This window comes from Enterobacter cloacae complex sp. 2021EL-01169 (assembly GCF_020733125.1).
GTDB classification, from domain to species: Bacteria; Pseudomonadota; Gammaproteobacteria; order Enterobacterales; family Enterobacteriaceae; genus Enterobacter; species Enterobacter roggenkampii.
In genome coordinates this window covers 531,678-555,229 of record NZ_JAJFTC010000001.1, presented here as the reverse complement: position 1 = coordinate 555,229, position 23,552 = coordinate 531,678, and the positions used below count along the sequence as shown (strand labels likewise).

The 23,552-nt window shown below is 44.0% G+C and carries 21 protein-coding genes; 2 read left to right on the top strand and 19 right to left on the bottom strand.

All coding sequences use genetic code 11. From position 1 onward, the window contains the following. The first annotated feature begins 32 nt into the window (after positions 1-32). Positions 33-1,037, top strand: coding sequence for an NAD-dependent epimerase (locus LLF79_RS02480; RefSeq protein ID WP_046092494.1), 1,005 nt, complete (start codon positions 33-35; stop codon positions 1,035-1,037). A gap of 47 nt (positions 1,038-1,084) precedes the next feature. Here the strand turns inward: LLF79_RS02480 and ugd are convergent, their stop codons facing one another. After that, entirely contained in the window at positions 1,085-2,251 is a 1,167-nt protein-coding gene (gene ugd, locus LLF79_RS02475; RefSeq protein ID WP_046092493.1) for a UDP-glucose 6-dehydrogenase, read from the bottom strand. Between the two features lie 423 nt (positions 2,252-2,674). On the opposite strand from ugd, the gene LLF79_RS02470 reads away from it, so the two are divergent. After that, positions 2,675-3,139, top strand: coding sequence for an acyltransferase (locus LLF79_RS02470; protein ID WP_072052148.1), 465 nt, complete (start codon positions 2,675-2,677; stop codon positions 3,137-3,139). 345 nt (positions 3,140-3,484) lie between these two features. Here the strand turns inward: LLF79_RS02470 and gndA are convergent, their stop codons facing one another. The 18 genes from gndA to wzxC form a co-directional block, all read right to left on the bottom strand. Continuing rightward, positions 3,485-4,891 carry an NADP-dependent phosphogluconate dehydrogenase gene (gene gndA / locus LLF79_RS02465; RefSeq protein WP_046092492.1) on the bottom strand — a complete coding sequence of 469 codons (1,407 nt, stop codon included), beginning with the start codon at positions 4,889-4,891 and terminating at the stop codon, positions 3,485-3,487. Between the two features lie 152 nt (positions 4,892-5,043). Then, positions 5,044-5,853, bottom strand: coding sequence for a glycosyltransferase (locus tag LLF79_RS02460; RefSeq protein WP_046092491.1), 810 nt, complete (start codon positions 5,851-5,853; stop codon positions 5,044-5,046). 22 nt (positions 5,854-5,875) lie between these two features. Then, positions 5,876-6,793 (bottom strand): NAD-dependent epimerase/dehydratase family protein, encoded by a 918-nt coding sequence (locus tag LLF79_RS02455; RefSeq protein ID WP_110973758.1) that lies wholly within the window; start codon positions 6,791-6,793, stop codon positions 5,876-5,878. Continuing rightward, positions 6,790-7,869, bottom strand: a complete 1,080-nt coding sequence (locus tag LLF79_RS02450; protein WP_110973759.1) for a glycosyltransferase — start codon at positions 7,867-7,869, stop codon at positions 6,790-6,792. The genes LLF79_RS02455 and LLF79_RS02450 overlap by 4 nt, the downstream gene beginning before the upstream one ends. A gap of 44 nt (positions 7,870-7,913) precedes the next feature. Then, positions 7,914-9,206: a hypothetical protein gene (locus tag LLF79_RS02445; protein WP_206805510.1), complete on the bottom strand. Its 1,293-nt coding sequence runs from the start codon at positions 9,204-9,206 to the stop codon at positions 7,914-7,916. Positions 9,207-9,216: 10 nt separating this feature from the next. Continuing rightward, complete coding sequence (locus LLF79_RS02440) at positions 9,217-10,152, bottom strand: glycosyltransferase (protein ID WP_110973766.1); 936 nt, start codon at positions 10,150-10,152, stop codon at positions 9,217-9,219. Positions 10,153-10,165: 13 nt separating this feature from the next. Further along, the gene (locus LLF79_RS26965) at positions 10,166-10,705 is read right to left on the bottom strand and encodes an acyltransferase (protein WP_162790904.1); all 540 of its coding nucleotides are present in this window, start codon (positions 10,703-10,705) and stop codon (positions 10,166-10,168) included. Positions 10,706-10,715: 10 nt separating this feature from the next. Continuing rightward, complete coding sequence (locus tag LLF79_RS02430) at positions 10,716-11,966, bottom strand: O-antigen translocase (protein ID WP_046092808.1); 1,251 nt, start codon at positions 11,964-11,966, stop codon at positions 10,716-10,718. Beyond that, positions 11,963-13,066 (bottom strand): DegT/DnrJ/EryC1/StrS aminotransferase family protein, encoded by a 1,104-nt coding sequence (locus LLF79_RS02425; protein ID WP_166711709.1) that lies wholly within the window; start codon positions 13,064-13,066, stop codon positions 11,963-11,965. Before LLF79_RS02425 ends, LLF79_RS02430 begins: the two co-directional genes overlap by 4 nt. Positions 13,067-13,147: 81 nt before the next feature. After that, positions 13,148-13,555 (bottom strand): FdtA/QdtA family cupin domain-containing protein, encoded by a 408-nt coding sequence (locus tag LLF79_RS02420; RefSeq protein ID WP_046092810.1) that lies wholly within the window; start codon positions 13,553-13,555, stop codon positions 13,148-13,150. After that, on the bottom strand, positions 13,552-14,421 hold the full coding sequence (gene rfbA, locus LLF79_RS02415; protein WP_110973747.1) for a glucose-1-phosphate thymidylyltransferase RfbA: 870 nt from the start codon (positions 14,419-14,421) through the stop codon (positions 13,552-13,554). Before rfbA ends, LLF79_RS02420 begins: the two co-directional genes overlap by 4 nt. Then, entirely contained in the window at positions 14,421-15,506 is a 1,086-nt protein-coding gene (gene rfbB, locus LLF79_RS02410; protein WP_046092890.1) for a dTDP-glucose 4,6-dehydratase, read from the bottom strand. The genes rfbA and rfbB overlap by 1 nt, the downstream gene beginning before the upstream one ends. 352 nt (positions 15,507-15,858) lie before the next feature. Then, on the bottom strand, positions 15,859-16,758 hold the full coding sequence (gene galF, locus LLF79_RS02405; protein ID WP_227879061.1) for a GalU regulator GalF: 900 nt from the start codon (positions 16,756-16,758) through the stop codon (positions 15,859-15,861). A 215-nt stretch (positions 16,759-16,973) separates the two neighbouring features. Then, on the bottom strand, positions 16,974-17,969 hold the full coding sequence (locus LLF79_RS02400) for an NAD-dependent epimerase/dehydratase family protein (RefSeq protein ID WP_046092892.1): 996 nt from the start codon (positions 17,967-17,969) through the stop codon (positions 16,974-16,976). A gap of 179 nt (positions 17,970-18,148) precedes the next feature. After that, the gene (wcaM, locus tag LLF79_RS02395) at positions 18,149-19,546 is read right to left on the bottom strand and encodes a colanic acid biosynthesis protein WcaM (RefSeq protein WP_046092893.1); all 1,398 of its coding nucleotides are present in this window, start codon (positions 19,544-19,546) and stop codon (positions 18,149-18,151) included. Positions 19,547-19,558: 12 nt separating this feature from the next. Continuing rightward, positions 19,559-20,779 carry a colanic acid biosynthesis glycosyltransferase WcaL gene (gene wcaL, locus LLF79_RS02390; RefSeq protein ID WP_046092894.1) on the bottom strand — a complete coding sequence of 407 codons (1,221 nt, stop codon included), beginning with the start codon at positions 20,777-20,779 and terminating at the stop codon, positions 19,559-19,561. Further along, positions 20,776-22,056, bottom strand: coding sequence for a colanic acid biosynthesis pyruvyl transferase WcaK (gene wcaK, locus LLF79_RS02385; RefSeq protein ID WP_046092895.1), 1,281 nt, complete (start codon positions 22,054-22,056; stop codon positions 20,776-20,778). The genes wcaL and wcaK overlap by 4 nt, the downstream gene beginning before the upstream one ends. Before the next feature lie 17 nt (positions 22,057-22,073). After that, on the bottom strand, positions 22,074-23,552 hold the full coding sequence (gene wzxC, locus LLF79_RS02380; RefSeq protein WP_032652667.1) for a colanic acid undecaprenyl disphosphate flippase WzxC: 1,479 nt from the start codon (positions 23,550-23,552) through the stop codon (positions 22,074-22,076).

Here is a 23,552-nt window from a genome sequence, read left to right as displayed (position 1 = left end):
GCATCTGTAAGAATAGGGTTATGAGGAAAGCTATGAAATTTTTAGTCACGGGCGCAGCGGGTTTTATCGGTGCAAATGTTAGTAAACGCCTCCTTGAGGCCGGGCATCAGGTTGTTGGTATTGATAACCTCAATGACTACTACGATGTAGGCCTGAAGCTGGCGCGCCTGGAACTGTTGAAATCAGAGCGTTTCACCTTTCACAAGCTGGAGTTAGCAGACCGTGAAGGCATGGCTGCGCTTTTCGCCGGTGAGAAGTTTGATCGTGTGATTCATCTGGCCGCTCAAGCGGGTGTGCGCTACTCCCTTGAAAACCCCCACGCGTACGCGGACGCCAACCTTATCGGCCACCTCAACGTGCTGGAAGGCTGCCGCCATAACAACGTTCAGCATCTGTTGTATGCATCATCCAGCTCCGTATATGGCCTCAACCGCAAGATGCCCTTCTCAACTGACGATTCCGTGGATCACCCGGTTTCGCTTTATGCCGCGACCAAAAAAGCCAATGAGCTGATGTCGCACACCTATTCGCATCTCTACAACCTGCCGACAACTGGGCTGCGCTTCTTTACCGTATACGGTCCGTGGGGACGCCCGGACATGGCGCTGTTTAAGTTTACCAAGGCGATGATTGAAGGCAAAAGCATTGATGTCTATAACTACGGTAAGATGAAGCGCGACTTTACGTATATTGATGATATCGCTGAAGCCATTATTCGCCTTCAGGATGTTATTCCTCAGTCAGATCCAAACTGGACCGTTGAGACTGGCTCACCGGCAACCAGTTCAGCGCCTTATCGTGTTTACAACATCGGTAACAGTTCACCAGTCGAGCTGATGGATTACATTACCGCGCTGGAAGACGCGCTGGGTAAACAAGCAGAGAAAAACATGCTGCCTCTCCAGCCAGGAGACGTGCTGGAAACCAGCGCCGACACTAAAGCGCTGTATGACGTGATAGGTTTTAAACCGCAAACCTCAGTCAAAGACGGAGTAAAGAACTTCGTTGACTGGTACCGCGAGTTTTACAACGTCTAAAAATAAAAAACCCGGCAAATCAGCCGGGTTTTTTATCACGAAAAGACTTAGTCACTACCGAAGAGATCGCGGGTATAGACTTTATCAGCGACGTCAGCCAGTTCTTCGGCCATTCGGTTCGAGATAATGACATCCGCTTCGTTTTTGAAGGCATCCAGATCGCGGATCACGCGTGAATTGAAGAACTGATCGTCCGACATGGCAGGTTCATAGATAATAACCTCAACGCCTTTTGCCTTGATACGCTTCATGATCCCCTGAATGGAAGAGGCACGGAAGTTATCGGAACCACTCTTCATGATCAGACGATACACACCGACCACTTTCGGCTGACGTGCAAGGATAGAATCGGAGATGAAGTCTTTACGCGTACGGTTGGCATCAACAATCGCCGAGATGAGGTTATTCGGCACCGCCTGATAGTTTGCCAGCAGCTGCTTCGTATCTTTTGGCAGGCAATAGCCACCGTAGCCAAATGACGGGTTGTTGTAGTGATTGCCAATGCGCGGGTCGAGGCACACCCCTTCAATAATCTGGCGAGTATTCAGTCCTAGGCTTTCTGCGTAGCTGTCGAGCTCATTAAAATAAGCCACTCGCATCGCCAGATAGGTATTCGCGAAGAGCTTGATCGCCTCAGCTTCAGTGGAGTCGGTAAACAGCACCTGAATATCTTTCTTCAGGGCCCCTTCCTGTAGCAACGCAGCAAAACGTTCAGCGCGCTCAGAACGTTCGCCAATAACGATACGCGAAGGATGCAGGTTATCGTAAAGCGCTCTCCCCTCACGCAGGAATTCCGGCGAGAAGAAGATATTATCAATACCGAATTTTTCTTTAATAGATTTGGTAAAACCGACAGGGATGGTCGATTTAATCACCATCACCGCATTAGGGTTGATCGCGATAACGTCTTTGATTACCGCTTCTACCGTTGAGGTGTTGAAATAGTTGGTTTTTGGATCGTAGTCAGTAGGCGTCGCAATGATGACGTAATCCGCATCGCGGTATGCATCTTCTTTATCTGTCGTGGCGCGGAAATTCAGCGGTTTATTGCTGAGATAGTCCTGGATTTCTTTGTCGACAATCGGCGATTTCTTCTGATTAAGCATATCCACTTTGGCCTGCACGATATCCAGCGCAACCACTTCATGGTTCTGAGCAATCAGAATGCCGTTAGAAAGACCGACATACCCTGTTCCGGAAATTGTTATTTTCATTGATATAACTTCTTTAGATTAAGTGTCCGGGAGCGACTATCGCCCCACCGCAATAGGCAACTTTTGAGGTTTGTACCTCGTGTGCTGAGTCGATGTCAAGCTGTATAAACGACCGTAAAAATTAAATATTACAGTATTTTATACTGCTTTTAAATCTGCAGGATGGTTCAGGCAAGGTAGCGTGCGGACAACGTGGCTGGAAAAAAACTGAGCGAGAGATAGGTTTTCTTCATATGGCTAAATTAATTCAGATTAATCCCCATAAGTTAGCATATAGATAGCTAATCCAGAATAGAGGTTCGCGAATTTTATGGTAGGTAACGTTATTTTTAAAACTTATGGCCATTACTTCTACAAAGCTTCCCACTTAAATAATTTTTTGCTAAAATGTAATAATATTAAACTAATCTGATCGGGAATAATATGAAAATTCATCCATTAAGTGATGTAAAATCGAAGAACATTGGAGCAGGCACGACTGTTTGGCAATACGCAGTGATATTCGAACATGCGGTAATAGGTGAAAATTGCAATATTTGTGCACACACTCTTATCGAAAATAAAGTACTTATTGGCGATAATGTAACTATAAAATCAGGTGTGTACTTATGGGATGGCATTACCTTAGAAGATAATGTATTTATTGGCCCCTGCGCTGCATTTACGAACGATATGTATCCGAGGTCAAAACAATACTCCTCAGAATATCCAAAGACAATTATAAAAAAGGGCGCATCCGTTGGTGCTAACGCAACAATTTTACCAGGAATTACAATAGGTTACAATAGCATTGTTGGTGCTGGTTCTGTTGTAACAAAAGATATTCCCGATAATGTTATCGTTGCTGGCAACCCGGCTAAGATAATACGTCAAATTTCTGATAAATAACACACTTACAATACTCGCACTTGTTGAATTTACAGTGTCGCCGTGAGGATTTGGCTATTATACTGTCGACCACAGCCGGTTCAACATCGGTTTTAAATACATATCAATTGCTGATGCGATAAATGTATAATAGCCAAATGCAATTCTATAAAAATCTAATTAACATTCTTTCAGAACGTAATTTAAAGAATTTGATTAAGGACATTGACGAACAGCAATCAAGGCTTTATATAAAAAAGCCTGAGCCCATAAGTAATGGGCTCAGGCTCTAAAGCTTTTCAGGTTGAACTAACAAGCTTTAACTTTTCATTACAAGTCTCGCATGCAACCAAAAGTATTGAAAGATCAGCCTAACCACTCGGTGTGGAACACACCTTCCTTATCAGTACGTTTATAGGTGTGCGCGCCGAAGTAGTCACGCTGCGCCTGGATCAGGTTGGCAGGCAGAACTTCAGCACGATAGCTGTCATAGTAAGCCACTGCAGCGGAGAAGGTTGGAACCGGAATACCGTTCTGTACCGCGTAAGCAACCACGTCACGCAGCGCCTGCTGGTATTCGTCCGCAATCTTCTTGAAGTATGGTGCCAGCAGAAGGTTGGCGATACCGGCGTTTTCAGCATAGGCATCGGTAATTTTCTGCAGGAACTGCGCACGAATGATGCAACCCGCGCGGAAGATCTTCGCGATTTCACCGTAGTTCAGATCCCAGTTATTTTCGTCTGACGCTGCACGTAACTGAGAGAAGCCCTGCGCATAAGAAACGATTTTACCCAGGTACAGGGCGCGACGCACTTTCTCAACGAACTCAGCTTTGTCGCCCGCTGGTTTAGTCTGTGGACCAGACAACACTTTAGATGCTGCAACGCGCTGTTCTTTCAGGGAAGATATGTATCGCGCGAAGACGGATTCGGTGATCAGAGACAGCGGTTCGCCCAGATCCAGAGAGCTCTGGCTGGTCCATTTACCGGTACCTTTGTTCGCAGCTTCATCCAGAATCACATCAACCAGGTATTTACCATCTTCATCTTTTTTCGTGAAGATATCTTTGGTGATGTCGATCAGGTAGCTGTTCAGCTCGCCTTTATTCCACTCCGTAAAGGTTTCAGCCAGCTCTTCGTTGGAGAGGTTCAGGCCGCCTTTCAGCAGGGAGTATGCTTCAGCAATCAGCTGCATGTCACCGTATTCGATGCCGTTGTGAACCATCTTAACGTAATGGCCTGCACCGTCCGGACCGATATAGGTCACACACGGTTCGCCATCTTCCGCAACCGCAGCGATTTTGGTCAGGATTGGCGCAACCAGTTCATACGCTTCTTTTTGACCGCCAGGCATGATAGATGGCCCTTTCAGCGCGCCCTCTTCACCACCGGAAACCCCAGTACCGATGAAGTTGAAGCCTTCTGCAGACAGCTCACGGTTACGACGAATAGTGTCCAGGAAGAAGGTGTTACCCCCATCAATGATGATGTCACCTTTATCGAGGTAAGGCTTCAGGGAGTCGATAGCTGCATCGGTACCTGCGCCTGCTTTCACCATTAACAGGATACGACGCGGGGTTTCCAGAGACTCAACGAATTCTTTAACCGTATAGAAGGGAACCAGTTTCTTGCCCGGATTTTCGGTAATCACTTCTTCGGTCTTATCACGGGAGCGGTTGAAAACGGAGACGGTATAACCACGGCTCTCGATGTTGAGCGCCAGGTTGCGCCCCATCACTGCCATACCGACGACGCCGATCTGTTGTTTGGACATTACATACTCCTGTCAGGTGTGGTTCTCAGCACGTACGGCTGAGTATTTCAATATTCTTAGTATCTTAGCGGATAGATGTCTTGCGATAAACGTTTATCTAAACTTTTTAGTCCTTAAAAGCACCTTTGGAAAAGGCAACCTGTTGTTATAACTCACTTGCGAAGAACAGTTGAATATAACAAAGATAAAAATGAGACAGGAATAAGTCTTAAGGGTATTCTGATTGACAGGTTTCTAATCAATTCAAAAAAACTAAGATAACCTGTTCTATAAAAATTGACCTGTGCAGCGAACTCTGATTTCGCATATTTTAGACCAGAGCGTCTAGCAGCCATTCCATTTCCAGCTCTGGCATATACCAGCGTCTCCGGCAAATTAGCAGTAATAACACCATTTTGAATCATTCTGACCCATAGCGCATAGTCTTCATACAAATATTCACGTTGGTAACCACCAGCGGCTAATACCAAGTCCTTTTTGAAGGCTACAGCCATATGATTGAATGGATTTCTTTTTTTGGAAAATTGTAAAATTTTTGAATGCGTCAACGGCAGTTTGCGATAGGCATAAACATCATCAATCGACTCCCTGAACTCACCAACAGTTGAACTCAACAAACCTACATCAGGATTATCCTCAAAGTATTCTACTTGTTTCATGAAACGGTCTTTGTGACATATATCATCAGTATCCATTCTAAAAACAATATTATTACTGCAAGACCTCAACCCAATATTTAACGCTTCACCTAAACCCACGTTGTTTTCAATTTTTACGATTTTAACGGGTAATTTTTCTGACCATTTGATTATACATTCATTCAATTCAGTAGTGACTGGACCATCGAAAACAATGACGATTTCATCAGGGAAGTAAGTTTGGTTACACAAACTGGCAAGACATGAATGTAGAAAATCTGGGGACTCTTTTATATAGAGAGATAGTAAGACACTTATTTTCATGAATAATCCCAAATAAAACCCGTCATTTATTTCTTGATACTATCTGTAACCACTCGAGGAACTGAGCTATTCCAGAGTTGATATCCGTGTAGTTGTAAGTACCAATTTCATCTAATATTCGCTTGTTACAGAGAATATTAGACTTAATAATATTATCGTTAGGAGTATATTTAACTTGTATATTGTAATTTGGTAAGTGTTGACGGACGACTGTTAAAATTGATAAAGTTGATTCGCCAGTACATGAACCTATATTGTATATATTATGCCGTGGGTTTTCTATGCAAAATAGCGAATAAAACATATTAACGAAATCTTTTATATATATATAATCTCTTACCTCATTTCCACTACCCCAAACATCAACAACCTGACCAGAAATTATGCGACCAGTAATGACTGCAATCAATCCTTGATTTCCTGTTACTGTTTGATGCGGCCCATAAGGATTTGAAGGTCTAATTATCAGAAATTGTTTTTTCTTTTGAGCACCACATGACTTTACATAAGCTTCAAGATCGATTTTACTTTTCCCATAGTCACAAACAGCTTCAAGATGTTCGTTTTCATGATGGGGGCGTTCACTGCTCTTATATACTCTTCCTCCAGAAGAGAAGAAAATAAAACGTTTAACAATGTCGAAAATTTCATTTATCAGATATTTGTTTTCTTCAAGCAAGGACTGATAATTTCTGACTTTTGAATTCACAGAGAAGGTGTTTATTAGATATAACGCCGTGTCAATTTCAAGACTCTTGAGATATTCTTTCTTAGCATTGATACCCGTTAAATCAGCTTCAACAAAGATAATTTTCTCTTCAAAACCTAAGGGTATACTTCTTCCATAAATGATCACGTCATAATTATGTTGTAAAAAATGTTCAATGAGGTTAACCCCAATAAATCCTGAACCTCCTAATATAAGAATCTTTTTTTTCACATATCCCTCTTATATATTTCTCTATAAATTGATTCGGAGTAATTAACAAGTGAGGGCCAATTATGCTCTTTCATAATATATTCTCGAGCGCGCATGGTCATATTATCTATTGAACTACTATCCATATTGAGTACAGATAAGATTAACTCAGCAACGTCATTAGCCGTTGTCTCGCACTCCCATCCAATTTGGTATTTTTTAATAATACTCGTCATATTTACCCCTCGTGTTACAAGGCACGGTAAACCAGCGTCCAAAGCTTCAAGTATAGCCATTGGAAACCCTTCATATCTCGAAGTCAAAATAAAAACATCCTTGTCATGTAGCATTGAGTTTTTATCTTTTCCATATATTGGGCCATTGAAAGTCACACCTGGAAAATTGAGTTTTTGGATACGACCATTAAGCTCACTCTCCTCTTTGTTATTCCCTTTACCATATATAGAAAGATCTAAATTTTTCATATCATATTTATCTTTCAATATCTCCAAAGCATCCAGGAGAATGTCGGTACCTTTATGTGAGAAATCTATTCTCGAAAGATAAACAAATTTATATGGTTGACATTTATTTCTGAATATTTTGCCTTTTATCTGAATACTTGAAAGTCCGTTACCTTCATAAAAGAAATCAGAATTCCACTGAACTGAGTTTTTTGCTTCATCTTCATTTGTAAAAATGACAGCACTCGCATTATTTACAAAACGCTTAAAGAAAAGAAAATTAGCCAATGTTTTTTTTATAATTGATTTTTTCTGCGCACTGACAATTAGACTGGAATGAGGTTTAACAAAATATTTTTTTCCTCGAGACAAAATCTTTTTCGCCAAATTAATATAGTTGTAAAAATACAACCCATGGAAAATAAATAAATCATAATCATCAAGGATTTTATCATTAACATCATATTTGTTAATAACTTCAAACTCAGATGAATTATATACATCATTAACACAGTAGAGTGCGCTTTCCATTTTTTTACTGTATTTATTTTGCATTTCTATCATTTCAGGTAGCAAACGGCCAATACCATTTGATGCTTCAATTTTATTCCCAACGATATGTAATACTTTCATATATTCACCAAGATAATTTATATCTCATTTATTAAAACAAAAAATCAGCATAAATCATTGTTTTTTATTTTACAGGATAATTCAATGATTTTTATCGTTGCGAGGTAAAATATCATTAATACGATCATACAAAACCAAGACTTGAAGAAAAGAAAATATGAAAAGTCATTTACGATAGGTAAAGTCAAAATAGATACGATGTAAACACTACTAGCATAAGCCCTATCTATCTTGCTGAAAATTTCTTTAAGAAAATATAAACCAATTATATTTAGGGCCACAAAAAATGGGCCAAGTATTAAAGAAGCATCACCAAAAATCGACCAAGCGTGTGCCTGGAAATAGCTATTGGAATTGACCCATGCGTCACCTGCGGTAGGAAAGAATATAGTGATAATTTCAGCTGCCGGATCTACTGCATATATGCCAAAAAGCCCTCCTAATGGCATCCCGTAAGCAATACGAGAAAGATCCGGAGTCAGTGCCTGATAAATCATAAAGGACCCTTCAGTCTGACCTATGAACAACCTAGCTAAAACTGAATCAAATACTTCTCCAAATGGTATATTGTGCAAAAGTATAAAGAATGCACATAAGAGCATTAGACTCATTGCAGGAATAATAGTTATAATTATGTAATTAATACGTCTTGTTGATTTTAAATATAGAATAAAAAGAATAAACAGTACAACGATAAGTTTAGATTTTTGCATGTCGTACATGCTATATATTATTATTAATAGAAGATTAATACGAAAAAGTAACCTGCCATACAAAAATTTCTTTTTATGGCAGTATGAATATACAAGTGATATATAAGGAAAATAGACAAATATATAACCAATAAACAAACCACCAAATCCAACTTCATTCTTGAGTATTTGAGCTTTCGCTAAAGCTGCCCCATCGAAATCTCCTTTCATTGCCATTATAAAAGGAATATCACCAACTGAAAATATTTTTATAAATATTACCGCAAAGGAAAAAAATGTAATTAGCTTTACACGCAGATGTGTCGTATTTAATTTTGAAATATCAACATCAAATCGACAAATATAAGATGCAAGAGAAATCATAAGAAGAAGAATTGATATTGACAGAAACGTATATCTAAATGTTTCTATTTTTTTTTCATCTGTTATAAGTGCATCAACACCGAACGACATAGGATAATTTAAAAAGGCCACTAATATTGTACCAGGAACGATCTCTACGAACAGGGCCAAAAGGAAAATCGCCCCCAACACAGTTGGCCTGAAGCTAAAAATACGTAACCGGAAATTTGCAAATAAAGTAATTATCGCAAAAAATAGCAACAACATCACATTAATAGCCATCTGGATCTCTCTACTTCATTAGAATTTTTTTCGCTACATTAAATAATTTATAAGGCCTTATTAGTAATGTTAGCTTTTGCACAACAAGATATGGCACAGTTACTTTATTGCCAAAGAACTTTATCCATAGGAATTTTTGTTTAAAGAGCAAAAAATCATCCCATTTTTTTAGTATCATTCTCGAAGGCAACAATGGCCAAATTTTTTCTCTCTGAAAACAGTATAAAGACTGGAGATATAAAACATTGCCTATTCTGCTTCCTTGTTGAGACAGGGAGTCACCCTTGCGATAAAGCACAGTACACTCTTCCATATAAGAAAACATAATACCACTTCTTGAACATTTAAGCCAAAGCGGATAATCTTCGATCATTGGATATGATTCATCAGCATAACCAACATATTCCAACACATCTTTTCTGATGAACCCTGTCGGTGCAAGCAGGTAACACTCATAAAGAATATTTTTTAGTTGCGAAGGCTGCTTAGCACATATTTTATTTTTATCATGTTTAATCGGTTCACCATTACCATCAATTGTAAAAGGTATCATATCCGAAAAGACGATCTTGGCCGTAGAGTGATGATTAACATATTTGACGTTTAATTCAATACAATTAGGTAATAACAAATCATCGGCTGCAATTGTTTTTATCCATGAACCTGATGCCAACTTCCATGCTTGATTACAGTTAGCTGCAACACCTTTATTTTTCTCATGAGAAATAATAACAATATCTTTAAAAAGATGTTTATTTTGCTCTTTCCAGTGCTGGGCAATAGAAAGCGTATGATCGCTCGAGCCATCATCTGAAATGATAACTTCAATCAATTTTTTATTATATGTCTGAAGAATAATACTATTCAAAGTATCAGCAATAGTATCACCTGAATTATAAGAAATAACTGCTATTGTGATAATTTTCTTGACGTCTAAATCGACCATGTAGAACCTGTTTTTATTTAATTTTAGTCAATAAACCATTCTTATTAACGTATATACCTGGTGCTAAAACAGATTTATTCACAAGCGAATTAGCACCAATAACGACATTATCTACGATATTTACACCTTTTAAAATGATAGTATTGGAACCAATCCAACAGTTAGCACCAATTATTACTGGTGAAGTGACAAAATCGTTTTTGTTAACAATGTAATTCTCATCTATTGAATGGTCATGATCGTAAACTTTAACACTCTCACCAAAAATGGTATTTTTTCCTACCTGGATATGATGCAAGCAATTAAATGAACAATTATTATTGACAAAACAATTCTTCTTGAAAACCAATATGCCTTTACTAACAAAAACGTTTAAATTGTTTCTGGCCGATAAATTATTGATATCTAGAACAGCATTATTAACGGCTGTAATACTTAAACCTTTACCCAACTTCGGAGAATTGAATTTGATTGTATTTTTGGTGAATACTTTCAATAAAAAGAGATATATTATATTAAGCGTAGCATGGTATGCTTTAATAATGAAGCTCACATTGATTTTCCTATGCTAAGATTCTTCTAACATTAGTAATTATAACGACAGCATATACTATATAGCTTATCAGATAAGCATAATTAGCACCATGTAGTAAAAAAATCGGGATCAATATATATGACAAAACAACAAAAATTATACCAAAGAATACTTCAGTGAATAAGTACCATTTCACTGCACATCGTGAAAGCATTGGAAAGGCATATAGCCATGCAACTATTTTTATCACGTCCCCACATAACTGAACCGAAAAGAGATCTCTTGCCCCACTAAATTCACTTGTGAATAATATATGAATTAAGAAGTCTCTACATGCATAAACCATAACTGCAATTAAAGATATAATTGGGACAATTATTTTTGCAGTAGATGTAACTTCGTGCATAATGCTGTCTGTGTCATTTAATTGAGACAACTTAGGCAAATAATAGGTACTCAGTGCTATAGTAATCACACCTAAGTAAACCTCAGAAATTTTCCATACTGACTGCCAGAGACCAGTTCCCTGCCAGCCTGTATATTGCACCATAATATTTCGGGTAATCAGTAATGCTACAGGCATGACTATAGCGCTCGTCATCGCCATAAGCACATATTTACCAATACCGTTGAATGCTGATAATTTAATACTTCCGATAAAGTTTTTTATCTGCATCCATTTTTGGTTTATATTAACAAGCAATATAACTAAACCAATCAAAGCTGTTTGAATTGCTGCTGCTAAGATTGCTCCTTGAATATTATAACGAACAATCAATAAAATCATGACGACACTAGAACATGTCACAGATAAAAAATTTATAGCAATGAAACGTCTATGATTTTGAAAGCCATTGATTATAGATAAAAACAGGGTACCCAGCGCCGAAAGTGGTAATAATAGTACTGTTAATGTAATTATCCAATGGAATTGGATATCACCAAAAAAATATTCAGATAATTTATCCGAGGCTAATAGAGAAACAGGCAATAATATTAAAAATATAGCTACTACCCAAATTAATGATGCTCGCCACCAAGGCGAGCATTCATTATAACCACTCTTGCTGTATTCAGAAGTATACCTTACTACACCGTTACTGACTGGAGCATTGATGACTCCATTTAATACCGTTACGAATCCTTGAATCTGACCAAGAAGGGCCATCCCAGACGGCCCTGTATAAATTGCAACTACCTTCGCAATAGCAAATCCCATAGCCATTTTGGCCAGGGTTAATACACCTGTTGAGGCAGTTACTTTTAATAGTTTTTTCATCCGACAAAACCATTTAAGGCATTAATTACGCTATTAATGTCTTCATCTGACATCGTCGGGTCCATGGGAATAGATAACACTTTAGCATGTAGACTTTCTGTTAACGGTAAGGAAAGTTCCTTCATGTCATTATAAGCATTTTGTTTATGTGGTGGTATCGGATAATGGATGAGTGATTGAATATTATGTTTATTAAGCCAGCGTTGTAATTCTTCTCGCTGATTAGTTTTCAGAACAAATAAATGCCATACGTGGTTTTCCATATTTTCAATATACGGTAACTCAACCAATGGGTTTTTTATTTCTGAAAGGTAACGTTGCGCAATTCCCTGTCGAATTTTTACATCATTATCCAACGTTTTCAATTTTACACGTAAGATAGCAGCTTGTATTTCATCAAGACGACTGTTAACACCTTGGTATATATTCAAATATTTCTGCTCAGAACCATAATTCCTTAGTGCTTTTAAAATATTATATAATTCTGAGTCATTTGTTGTGATAGCGCCTGCATCCCCCAGAGCTCCAAGATTTTTGCCCGGATAAAAACTGAAACCAGCAGCATCTCCCCAGCTCCCAGCTCGTTTCCCATCAATTTGAGCGCCGTGAGCCTGAGCACAGTCCTCAAGCACGAGTAGATTGTTTTCGCGAGCAATCTCCATAATTTCTTTCATTGGAGAGATTTGGCCATAGAGATGCACAGGCAAAATGGCTCTTGTTTTATCTGAAATTGCTGCGCGAATATCTTTTGCGCTTAAATTGAAAGTATGTTCATCTGGCTCAACTAAAACAGGAATGAGATCATTTTCTGTAATAGCCAAGACAGAGGCAATATAAGTGTTACCTTGAACAATAACCTCATCGCCACTTTTTAACTTCCCCATCTCTTTCCATGCTCTGAGAACTAAAGTGAGAGCATCCAGACCATTCGCAACACCAAGTGCATAGTTAGTTTGACAATATTCTGAAAACTCTTCCTCGAAAGCCTTAAGTTCCTCACCCATAATGTACCAGCCGGAATCAATTACTTTCTCGATAGCACTAAGTAGTTCATTCTTTTGACGATTATTTATTTTTTTGAGATTTAAGAAGTCAACCATTTTGCACCTTTATTTTCCGTAGATTATGAAGTATTAGGGAATTTGAATCGAAGATGATTATTTACTTGCCACAAGGACAAGTCATTCCTGCTGTTGTTGTGCTAAATTTTTAAATGCAGAATAATCTCTGATGTAGTCTGATTCTTCATATTCCATATCTGCGATTACCATCAGAACACAATCTTCCGTAAAATCGGTCATTTCTCGCCAAATAAATGAGTCGATAAGAAGGCCCTGCGTCGGATTATCTAATACAATACTGACACGCTCGGTGCCATCATCAAGTATAAAACGACAACTTCCCTTGACTGCAATTGCAACTTGCTTTAGCTTCCGATGCGCATGAAAACCCCGAGTTACACCTTCCTTTGTATCAAAAATATAATACACTCTCCTTATATCAAAGGGGATATTATTTTCTCTTTCCAGAGATACTAATGCGCCTCTTTCATCGCCGTGAACCTGAAGAGGAATAAAATCTATTTTCATATATGATTAGCCAACTTCATCAAATATTGCCCATAATGATTTTTGCTTAAAATACTTCCTAATTTAAATAAATCATCTTTGCTTAACCATCCATTACGCCACGCGATCTCTTCAGGACATGCAACCATCATGCCTTGGCGCTTTTGAACAGTCTCAACAAAAGTACCAGCTTCAATTAAACTATCATGAGTTCCCGTATCGAGCCAGGCAAAACCACGTCCTAACAGCTCAACGTTCAAATTATTATTATTAAGGTATACTTCGTTGACTGTAGTTATTTCTAATTCACCTCTGGATGAAGGCTTTATATTTTTTGCGATATTGATCACATCGTTATCATAAAAATAAAGGCCTGTTACTGCCCAGTTTGATTTAGGATTTTTAGGTTTTTCTTCAATACTCAATGCTTTAAACTTGTCATCAAACTCAACAACACCAAAACGTTCGGGGTCCATCACCTGGTAACCAAAGACAGTTGCTCCGCTGGTTCTATTACTTGCCATTTGCAGTTTTGGTGTAAATCCTTGTCCGAAGAAAATATTATCTCCTAACACAAGACAAACCGATTCATTGCCAATGAAATCCTCACCAATTATAAAAGCCTGCGCAAGACCATCAGGGCTTGGCTGAATTGCATAGCTTAAATTGATTCCAAATTGACTACCATCACCTAATAATCTGATAAATCCAGCCTGGTCCTCAGGCGTTGTAATGATCAGAATATCCTGTATACCAGCCAGCAATAACACAGATAACGGATAATAAATCATAGGTTTATCATATATAGGCAGCAATTGCTTAGAAATACCCATAGTTATCGGATAAAGTCTTGTTCCAGAACCACCCGCGAGAATAATGCCTTTCATCAGTTACTTTCTCCATATTGTTTTGAAAGCCATGAAGCATATGCTCCACTTTTTACATTATTTACCCACGATTCATTAGATAAATACCACATAACTGTTTTACGAATTCCACTCTCGAAAGTTTCTTGAGGATGCCAACCTAGCGCATTGCCAATTTTAGTTGCATCAATTGCATAACGACGATCGTGCCCAGGCCGATCCTTAACATAAGTGATCTGATCGCGGTAAGAACCTTCTTTCGGCACAATTTCATCCAGCAGGTCGCAAATTGTATGTACCACCTCCAAGTTCTGCTTCTCGTTATGACCGCCAATATTGTACGTCTCACCCGGTTTCCCTTGAGTGACAACGGTATACAGCGCACGCGCATGATCCTCGACATACAACCAGTCACGGATCTGATCGCCTTTACCGTAAATTGGCAGCGCTTTACCTTCCAGCGCATTCAGGATAACCAACGGGATCAGTTTTTCCGGGAAATGGTACGGGCCGTAATTATTTGAACAGTTGGTGACGATGGTCGGGAAACCGTAGGTACGAAGCCAGGCACGAACGAGGTGATCGCTGGAGGCTTTCGACGCTGAATATGGGCTGCTAGGCGCATACGCTGTGGTTTCAGTGAAGAGTGGCAGCTCAGCTGATTCAGGATGCTCATCAGGATGCGGCAAATCACCATACACTTCGTCGGTAGAGATGTGATGGAAGCGAAACGCTTTCTTCGCCTCCTCATCCAGCGTGGACCAGTACGCACGGGCGGCTTCCAGCAGCACATAAGTGCCGACGATGTTGGTTTCGATAAACGCTGCCGGGCCCGTAATAGAACGGTCAACGTGGCTTTCAGCGGCCAGATGCATAACAGCATCGGGTTTATGCGTGGCGAAGATGTGATCCATAGCATCTTTGTCACAAATATCCGCATGCTCAAAGACATATCGGTCGCTATCGCTGACTTCAGTAAGCGACTCAAGATTACCGGCATACGTCAGTTTATCCACGTTGACGACATCGTCCTGGGTATTTTTAATAATATGTCGTACTACCGCTGAGCCGATAAATCCGGCTCCGCCCGTCACAAGAATTTTCACGTTATCTGTTCCATCTGTTGGAAATATCTGGATACTTACGCTCTGAACCCAATCGTGTTTGACGGTTTCAGAAATTGAGCACGCTACCGCCCCTGGCTTAACAGCTACCAGTGTACTGAGCGGTGTTTGATTAAATGATTTTTCTTGTCTGGATACAGACAAAAACTGGCGTTAATTGTCGTCCTAAACGACCTTAGAAACAAGCACAAATCGCTACAAACCTGCTCAGGCTTGAATCAGATAACTCAATGTTATCATTAGTATTAATAACGAAAAACGGCAGTCATCATTATGGATATGCTTCAACACACCTTAATGATGACTGCCGCTGGTTCAAGCCGTGGCAGGAATATCAGTCGTTATTAGCCAGCAACTTTTCAATACGGCTTCTGAACTTCGCCCCTTCTTTCAGGTTACGCAGCCCATAATTCACAAACGCCTGCATATACCCCATTTTCTTACCGCAGTCATAGCTATCGCCGGTCATCAGCATGGCGTCCACGGACTGCTTCTTCGCTAACTCAGCAATCGCGTCGGTCAGTTGGATGCGGTCCCAGGCGCCAGGCTCGGTTTTTTCAAGTTCCGCCCATATATCTGCGTTCAGAACATAACGGCCAACCGCCATCAGGTCCGAATCAAGCGTCTGTGGCTGATCCGGTTTTTCAATGAACTCGACGATGCGGCTCACCTGCCCTTCCGTCTCAAGCGCTTCTTTCGTCTGAATTACGGAGTACTCAGAGAGATCGCCTTTCATGCGTTTAGCCAGGACCTGGCTACGCCCTGTTTCATTGAAACGTGCCACCATTGCCGCCAGGTTGTAACGTAGCGGATCGGCAGAAGCGTTATCAATGATGATGTCCGGCAGCACAACGATGAACGGGTTATCGCCCACCACTGGACGGGCACACAAAATCGAGTGGCCGAGACCCAGCGGCTGCGCCTGGCGCACGTTCATAATGGTCACGCCTGGAGGACAAATAGACTGAACTTCCGCCAGCAGCTGGCGTTTGACTCGCTGCTCCAGCAACGCTTCGAGTTCGTAAGAGGTGTCGAAGTGGTTTTCAACCGCGTTCTTGGACGAGTGGGTAACCAGGACGATTTCTTTGATCCCTGCACCAACAATCTCGTCGACAATGTACTGAATCATTGGCTTATCGACGATTGGCAGCATCTCTTTTGGAATGGCTTTTGTGGCTGGCAGCATATGCATGCCCAGACCTGCTACCGGAATGACTGCTTTCAAATTGATCATTATCTCTTCCACCTTAAAATGGTTGACGAAGTATAAACCGTGTCAGGAAAAATGCCTGATAAAGAAAGTCTACTGCGTCGAATGCAAATCACGTTTAGTTCAGAACGCTGATTACTTAAGTTCATTACGCTATAAGTGTGACCCAGAATCGTCAAAAACCCTATTAATAAAGAAGCCGTAGAGTCTGTTTCCGACAAATCCCAGATCAGCAGCCGCTATTCAGAAACGAACGTGATGTCATCTTTCTTCTCATGAACGAACTCATACTTCAACGTACGGTCCAGCCCTTGAGATAAGGTATAAGGCGCTTTAAAACCTGATGTGTGTACTTTCGTGGCATCAAATTGAGTGGTGGCACAGAATTTTTTGACACGAACGGAACTGATCGCATACTTCTTACCAGTCACTTTGCTGAGAATATCAAAGCAAAAGCCACCAAGCATACCTAAAGGATAAGGGAGATGAACTGATGGGATTTTTTTGCTAAGGCTCTTTTCCACCTCAGCAACCAGCTGATTCATATTCAGATCGGGCTTATCGACATAGTTGTATACGTCGTAGCCAGGTTTGACGTTGCTCAATCGGAATTTGATAAACTCCACAATGTTGCCGACATAAGCCATAGACTTGTAGTTAGTTCCGGCCCCCACCATTGCGAATTTGCCACCCGCAATTTGCTTAAGAAGATTGAAGACATTGCCACGATTGCGCTCACCAAAAATGACCGTTGGACGAACAATTGTCAGAGATCGCTCTTCTGGAGCTTTGTTGAACCATTCACGCAGTACCTCTTCCGCCTGCCACTTACTTTTACCATAGTGGTTAAAAGGATCGTGCGGGTGAGATTCGTCAGGATTGACTTTATTGAGACCATAAACAGCAACTGAGCTGGTAAAAATAATGTTCTTAACATTATTTTTTTCCATCGCTGCCAGTACATTACGTGTGCCCTGAACGTTTACATCATAGTAGAGCGACGTTGGGCTGACATCATCACGATGCTCGGCGGCGAGCAATACCACCGTGTCGAAACCGGCAAGAACCTGATCGAGTTGCTCCTGATTGCGTACATCTCCGGAAACAGTAATCTCAGGGTAGAAATGGCTTTGCTGTTTGTCGAAGTTGGTGACATCAAACTCAGCCTTAGAAATCTCGATCAAACGAGTCCCAACGAAGCCGGACGCGCCAATAAACAAAACTTTATCGTTCATAAACCACTCAGTGCATTTGTGTTTGGCAAACCTCCGGTAATCTCTGCATTCCCTGAGGTATCGCTAATGATAAGACAGAACTGATGAAAATGTGGCAGGGATTATAAACCCTAAAATCGCTGAGTTCAGTAACAAATTTTAGGGGTTACCGCGCACTCAATGAGATATGATGTCAAGACTTACTTCCTGAAGGAAGGAAGCGCAAAGTTCAGTCTTTCCACATTCACCACCTGCTGGTCAACCCGGTCAATATCCACCGAGCTTTGCCCCTTCTCGTTCACAGCTTTGATGTTCGCCAGCGAAAGCAGCGTCTCGTCTTTCGCCATAAATTTACCTCGTACATCTTTGCGCAGATCGAAGTTGATCTTCAGGGCAGGACCCACGGCGGCTTCCTGCATCACATTGATATTACGTAAGAAAAGATGCTGAGGCTTGTTGTGCAGTTCCAGCGTTGCACGCTGCATTTCCACATTGGTAATCGCCACAAACGACGTCGCATTACCGGATGAAATCTGTATTCCGCGCAATTTATAGGCGAGCTGGCGGTTATCGAGATGAATATTATTGAGCTTGAAGTTCTGCGGGATGGACAAATAATCGCCTTTTATGACCCCATAGCCGATTAACATTCCCGCGCTGTTGACCATGTCGACATTATCAATAATGAAATTATCACAGCCATAAATCGCCACCGTGGCGTTGTCTATTCCCGCCTTTTTACTGAAGTCTGGGGTGATATTTTTGGCCTTAATATTGCGGATAACAAAGTGCTTCCCGTTTTCCACATGCACCAGCTGACGACAGTTGCTGCCGGTGATGTTGGCCACCACGAAGTTCTTAACGGTTTGCTTTTCCGGGTAGTCGTTGTCGTAGGTGCTCCCGGCAAGGCCAATGCCGATGCCCCAGTTGATCTTGCCGTTGGTGCAGTTGATGTTGTCGATGACATGATCGGAGATCAGGATATTGCGATCGTTGATGGCGACGTTCCATTCGATCGCATCGCCCTGCAGATGGCTAAATTTGCTGTTGGTGATGCGGGCGCCGTCCACCTGGTTGTGGAAACCCTGGCGCAGGATGGCGTAGTTGGCCTGACTCACGCTGATGTTATCAATCACCAGATTGCGCATCACGCTCGGTTTCTTACCGCCGATGTAGATTTGCGTCACAGGGCCAAAACCGCTCATGGCCAGCCCTTTGATGACGCAGTTAGAGCCGCGAACGTCGAGCGTAATGTTCTCCGTGCGGCCAGCGCCTTCGCCTACCACTTTGCTGCCTTCCTGCAGAACAAAGCGGCCGCGGCCATTGCCGGTTAACGCCCCGCGGATCAGCAGCGTTTTACCGTCGGGAATGAAAATACCCGTGTTGATGTTTTCACAGGTCAGCCCGGCAGGGACAACGACTGTGTCCCCGTCATTAAACGCCTGCTTAAAGGCCGCGATCCAGTCGTTGTTATTGTACTGTTTAACAGAGACCGTTCTTCCGCTCGCCGCCCGCGCAATGCGGGACGACAGCAGCGGCGTAGCCGCCAGAACGGACAGAGACGAAACAAAGGTGCGTCGGGTAATCTTTTTCAGCATACATCCTCGGCGTTACAACGTTTGCAGCAGGCTGGCTAACTGACGGTTAATCACCTGCTGGTTAAAATCGGCTTCAACTTTTTGTCGGGCATTGTGGAGTACGGGCTCCAGCGCCTGCTGGTCGATATCGCTGAAGGCAGCTAAGCGATCGGCGAGCGCCATGGCGTTATTCTCCGGCACCAGCCAGCCGGAATGGTCAGACTTAATCAGCTCCGGGATCCCGCTGTGAATGGTCGAGACCACCGGTATCCCGACGGCCATCGCCTCCATCAGCGCCACCGGAATGCCCTCCATATCGCCATCGGCTCCCGTTACGGAAGGCAGCAGGAACACATCTGCCTCATCGAGCATCGCCTTGACCTCGTGGCTCGGCTTGAAGCCCGGCATCTCTACGACATCTTCCAGCTGATACTGTTCGATCAGCGTGCGCAGACGACGCTCCCACGGCCCAATCCCGAGAATGCGGTAGTGGAAATCCACCCCGCGCGCTTTCAGCTGGCGGCAGGCTTCAATCGCCACATGCAGGCCTTTCTTCTCGGTCAGACGCGCGACGGAGATGATCTGCAGCGGCTTGCCCGGCACCTTCACCGGACGGCGGGTAAAGCGCGTTAAATCCACGCCCATGCGCGACACGGCAATTTTCTCTCCCGGGCAGCCCATGCTTTTCAGGCGTCCGGCCCACAGTTCGCTGATGGGCAGCATCATGTCGCCGCGGCGGAAAAGCTGCTGGTACTCCGGCGTATAATGGTTCAGCACTTCACGACTGGAGATGTCGATACCGTGGAAAATGGTCGCAATTTTACCGTCAATCACGCCCAGTTCGCGTAGCTTCGCGGCGGTCACGCCTGCCGGGCCAAAGTGGGCGATAAACACATCGGCACGATACGGCTGCGCCGTTTGCCCGCAGATGGCCGAGAGAATTAAATTGCGTGATTCCGACCCATAGCGGGAAACATTCAACGCCCGCCACGTCGACGCGCGATGGATCCCACGTAAGGTCTGGCTGGCGCGGTGGCGCAGCTTGCTCAGCTTCCCGGACGGCTCGTCTTGCAGCCAGCGTGTTTTTTCCTCCAGCCCATACTGGGTATACGCCGCGTGGGTGTTTTGGGTATCGCCCTTTTGCAGGGCGATAATCTCCACGTCATATCCCATATCGATAAACGCGGTGATTTGGTTCAGAACAAAGGTCTCAGACGACAGCGGAAATTTCAGTAAGAAGAAACCAACCTTCATTTCCCCTCCCGTACGCGATCGAGTACCGATTTCACCATCCCAATGCCCTTCTCGCGCTCGGCTTTCACCGCCACCGCCAGACGTTCATTGATCGCAGGCAGCTGGCCAAGCGTGTCGCCCACCATCGCACAGAGCGATCCGTCCAGCAGATGACGGATATCCACCGCCATTTCCGGCATACCGAGCTGCTGCATAATGCCCGCGGACTTGTGCTCATAGTTAATGGCAATGGCCGGCGTGCCAAAGTTCATGGAGATAATGGCCGAGTGCAGGCGCGTGCCCACCGTCAGGTCGCAGGCGGAGAGCAACTTGCCCATCTCCAGGTCGTTCAGCTCGTCCATCACCACGTGATAGCGGGACGGATCGTTCACCAGGTTGCGCAGGTTGAGCGCCACCATGCGGTCATCTTTGTTGTAGCTGTCGATACCGGTACAGGTGGACAGCGCCAGCACCTGGTACCCGCTGTCCAGCACGCGGTTCACCACGTCGGCGAACGCTTGCTCATACGCCGCCTGCGTCGTGCCTAAACGTTTATCAAATGGCGCCAGCTCGCGCAGGGTGATCGCGACGGTTTTCTGTTTCGCCGTAACGTCGAGCCAGTGCTGCACCGCGTAGCTCGGCTGGAAGCTGTCGTCCTGGTGATCCACCAGCCAGGCGGTGTCCACGCCGTGCTCAACTTTTGACGTATCAATCTCGCTGCGCTTCATCATGTCAAGGCTGACCGACTCGCGCAGGATCAAGGCATCGCAGTGGCCAAACACATAGTTCGCCAGCTGGTTAAACTGCGGATCCTGGAAAGGCCCCACGCTGTGGCCAATCATAAACAGCGGCTTTTTCGCCATGAACGTACAAAGCGCATGCTCAAACTGCGGCACGCCGTAGAGATCGACGAAGAACGAACCGCCGACCTGAATAATGGCGTCATAGCCGGACAGCAGACGAACAAAGTCGGTAAAGCCCTGCGCGATGGCGATGTTGCGCAGCTTGCCGGTATCGGTCACGCGGGAAAGCAGCACCTGATGCTGGTAGCGACGACGCAGTACTTTCTTCACGCGGCCCATCACGCCCGCGGCGTTGTTATGCTGTTTCATCTGGCTGTAGAGCGGATCGCCCATTACCGGGCGGTTTAGTAACCAGGATGAGCTGACAGGATAACGGCTCATCACGTCCACTTCGGTCTCAGGCTTAAGGGTGTTAATCGCATCCAGTAAACCGCGCAGGATGGCGCTGTCGCCACGGTTGCCGCAGGTATGGTTGCCAAGAATTAATAATTTCATAATGGCCTCTTAAAGAACTAGCCTGCGCGAAGCAGCGTTTTCATTTTTTCGTTACGGCAAAACTGGCGCTTCATCTCAACGACCAGCGCATTGCGCGAAAGTACGATCATCACGACGAAGGCCAGCGCCCCCGCGGCAACCTGCACCGCCAGCAGCGCGGCCAGCGGCAGATGCCCGCTGAGGATAATGCCCAGGCCGTAGCTCACCGCCAGGGTCGGCAATGAGAGATAGAACGGCAGCCACAGGCTCAGGATGTACTGACGGTAGCTGGAGCCCAGCACCGGTTTAATCATGATGAAGTAGCTCAGGACGGTATTGACGATCTGCACCAGCAGGAAGCCCAGCGTCACGCCAATAGCGCCCGCCATGTGCCCGCCGACGATAATTGCCGGAATAAACAGGAAGGTTTTGAATACGTTGAATTTAAAGCTGATGTCCACGCGCGCTTTTGCCATCAGCAGGGACCCAATCGGGTTCCCCACGGAGCGCAGCAGCCCTACCACGCACAGCAGCTGCAGGATCGGGATAATGCCGTTCCATTTCTCACCAAACACCAGCGGCACGAAGTTGCTGGACACCACCATCAGCCCCAGCAGCACCGGGAAGTTAATAATCCCCACCACGGAAAGCAGCTTGTAGAAGTTAATGCGCAGCTTCTCGGTGTCGTCCTGAATCTTGGCAAACGCCGGGAACAGGACGCGGGTGATAATCGGGTTCAGCTTCATCGGCGGCACCACCGCGACGTTGTAGGCCAGGTTGTAGCCCCCCGCCACGCTCGCGCCGAGAATACGTGCCAGCACCAGCGTCGAAAGGTTGGTGTTCACGTAGTTGATAATGCTGTCCGCCGTCAGCCACGCGCCAAAGCGCAGGTTGGACGAGACGGACGCAAGAGAGAAATGCAGTCCCGGGCGGTAAATTTTACGCCCAAAGTAGCCGAACAGCAGCGTACGCACGGCAGAGTTCACCAGGTAACCGAGGATGGCGGTCATCGCCAGCGGCCAGAAATGGGCGCTCACGACGGTAAAGGTAAAGCCCGCCAGCACGGCGCTGGTCTCGATCATGCCGATCTTATTGAACTCCAGCTCTTTCTGCATCAGCGCGCGGAACTGCTGCCCGTGGGGGATCACTACGAACGCAAACGACAGCGTACGCATCAGCGGGGCGAGATCCGGGTTGTGCAGCACGCTGGCGATGGTATCGCTCAGCAGGAACACCAGCACAAACACGAAAATCCCCAGCCCCACGTTCAGCCAGTAGAGCGTGGTCAGCTCAAGATGGCTGATCTCTTTGCGCTGGATAATCGAGTTGGCGATACCAAAGTCAGACAGCGTATCGGCCAGCGCAATGATCACCAGCGAGACGGTCAGCAGGCCGAACTGGTGATTATCGATAATGCGCGCCAGCACCGTCATCTGCACCAGGCCGAGGCCAATGATGACGATGGTCGCCATCGCTGACCACTTGGCGCCGCTGATGGTTTTTTCACGTAAGCTCAT

Excerpts from the sequence above, each read along its gene's own strand:
- LLF79_RS02480 (WP_046092494.1), top strand. The coding sequence starts at position 33 with ATGAAATTTTTAGTCACGGGCGCAGCGGGTTTTATCGGTGCAAATGTT.
- ugd (WP_046092493.1), bottom strand. The coding sequence starts at position 2,251 with ATGAAAATAACAATTTCCGGAACAGGGTATGTCGGTCTTTCTAACGGC.
- LLF79_RS02470 (WP_072052148.1), top strand. The coding sequence starts at position 2,675 with ATGAAAATTCATCCATTAAGTGATGTAAAATCGAAGAACATTGGAGCA.
- gndA (WP_046092492.1), bottom strand. The coding sequence starts at position 4,891 with ATGTCCAAACAACAGATCGGCGTCGTCGGTATGGCAGTGATGGGGCGC.
- LLF79_RS02460 (WP_046092491.1), bottom strand. The coding sequence starts at position 5,853 with ATGAAAATAAGTGTCTTACTATCTCTCTATATAAAAGAGTCCCCAGAT.
- LLF79_RS02450 (WP_110973759.1), bottom strand. The coding sequence starts at position 7,869 with ATGAAAGTATTACATATCGTTGGGAATAAAATTGAAGCATCAAATGGT.
- LLF79_RS02445 (WP_206805510.1), bottom strand. The coding sequence starts at position 9,206 with ATGGCTATTAATGTGATGTTGTTGCTATTTTTTGCGATAATTACTTTA.
- LLF79_RS02440 (WP_110973766.1), bottom strand. The coding sequence starts at position 10,152 with ATGGTCGATTTAGACGTCAAGAAAATTATCACAATAGCAGTTATTTCT.
- LLF79_RS02430 (WP_046092808.1), bottom strand. The coding sequence starts at position 11,966 with ATGAAAAAACTATTAAAAGTAACTGCCTCAACAGGTGTATTAACCCTG.
- LLF79_RS02425 (WP_166711709.1), bottom strand. The coding sequence starts at position 13,066 with ATGGTTGACTTCTTAAATCTCAAAAAAATAAATAATCGTCAAAAGAAT.
- LLF79_RS02420 (WP_046092810.1), bottom strand. The coding sequence starts at position 13,555 with ATGAAAATAGATTTTATTCCTCTTCAGGTTCACGGCGATGAAAGAGGC.
- rfbA (WP_110973747.1), bottom strand. The coding sequence starts at position 14,421 with ATGAAAGGCATTATTCTCGCGGGTGGTTCTGGAACAAGACTTTATCCG.
- galF (WP_227879061.1), bottom strand. The coding sequence starts at position 16,758 with ATGATCAATTTGAAAGCAGTCATTCCGGTAGCAGGTCTGGGCATGCAT.
- LLF79_RS02400 (WP_046092892.1), bottom strand. The coding sequence starts at position 17,969 with ATGAACGATAAAGTTTTGTTTATTGGCGCGTCCGGCTTCGTTGGGACT.
- wcaM (WP_046092893.1), bottom strand. The coding sequence starts at position 19,546 with ATGCTGAAAAAGATTACCCGACGCACCTTTGTTTCGTCTCTGTCCGTT.
- wcaL (WP_046092894.1), bottom strand. The coding sequence starts at position 20,779 with ATGAAGGTTGGTTTCTTCTTACTGAAATTTCCGCTGTCGTCTGAGACC.
- wcaK (WP_046092895.1), bottom strand. The coding sequence starts at position 22,056 with ATGAAATTATTAATTCTTGGCAACCATACCTGCGGCAACCGTGGCGAC.
- wzxC (WP_032652667.1), bottom strand. The coding sequence starts at position 23,552 with ATGAGCTTACGTGAAAAAACCATCAGCGGCGCCAAGTGGTCAGCGATG.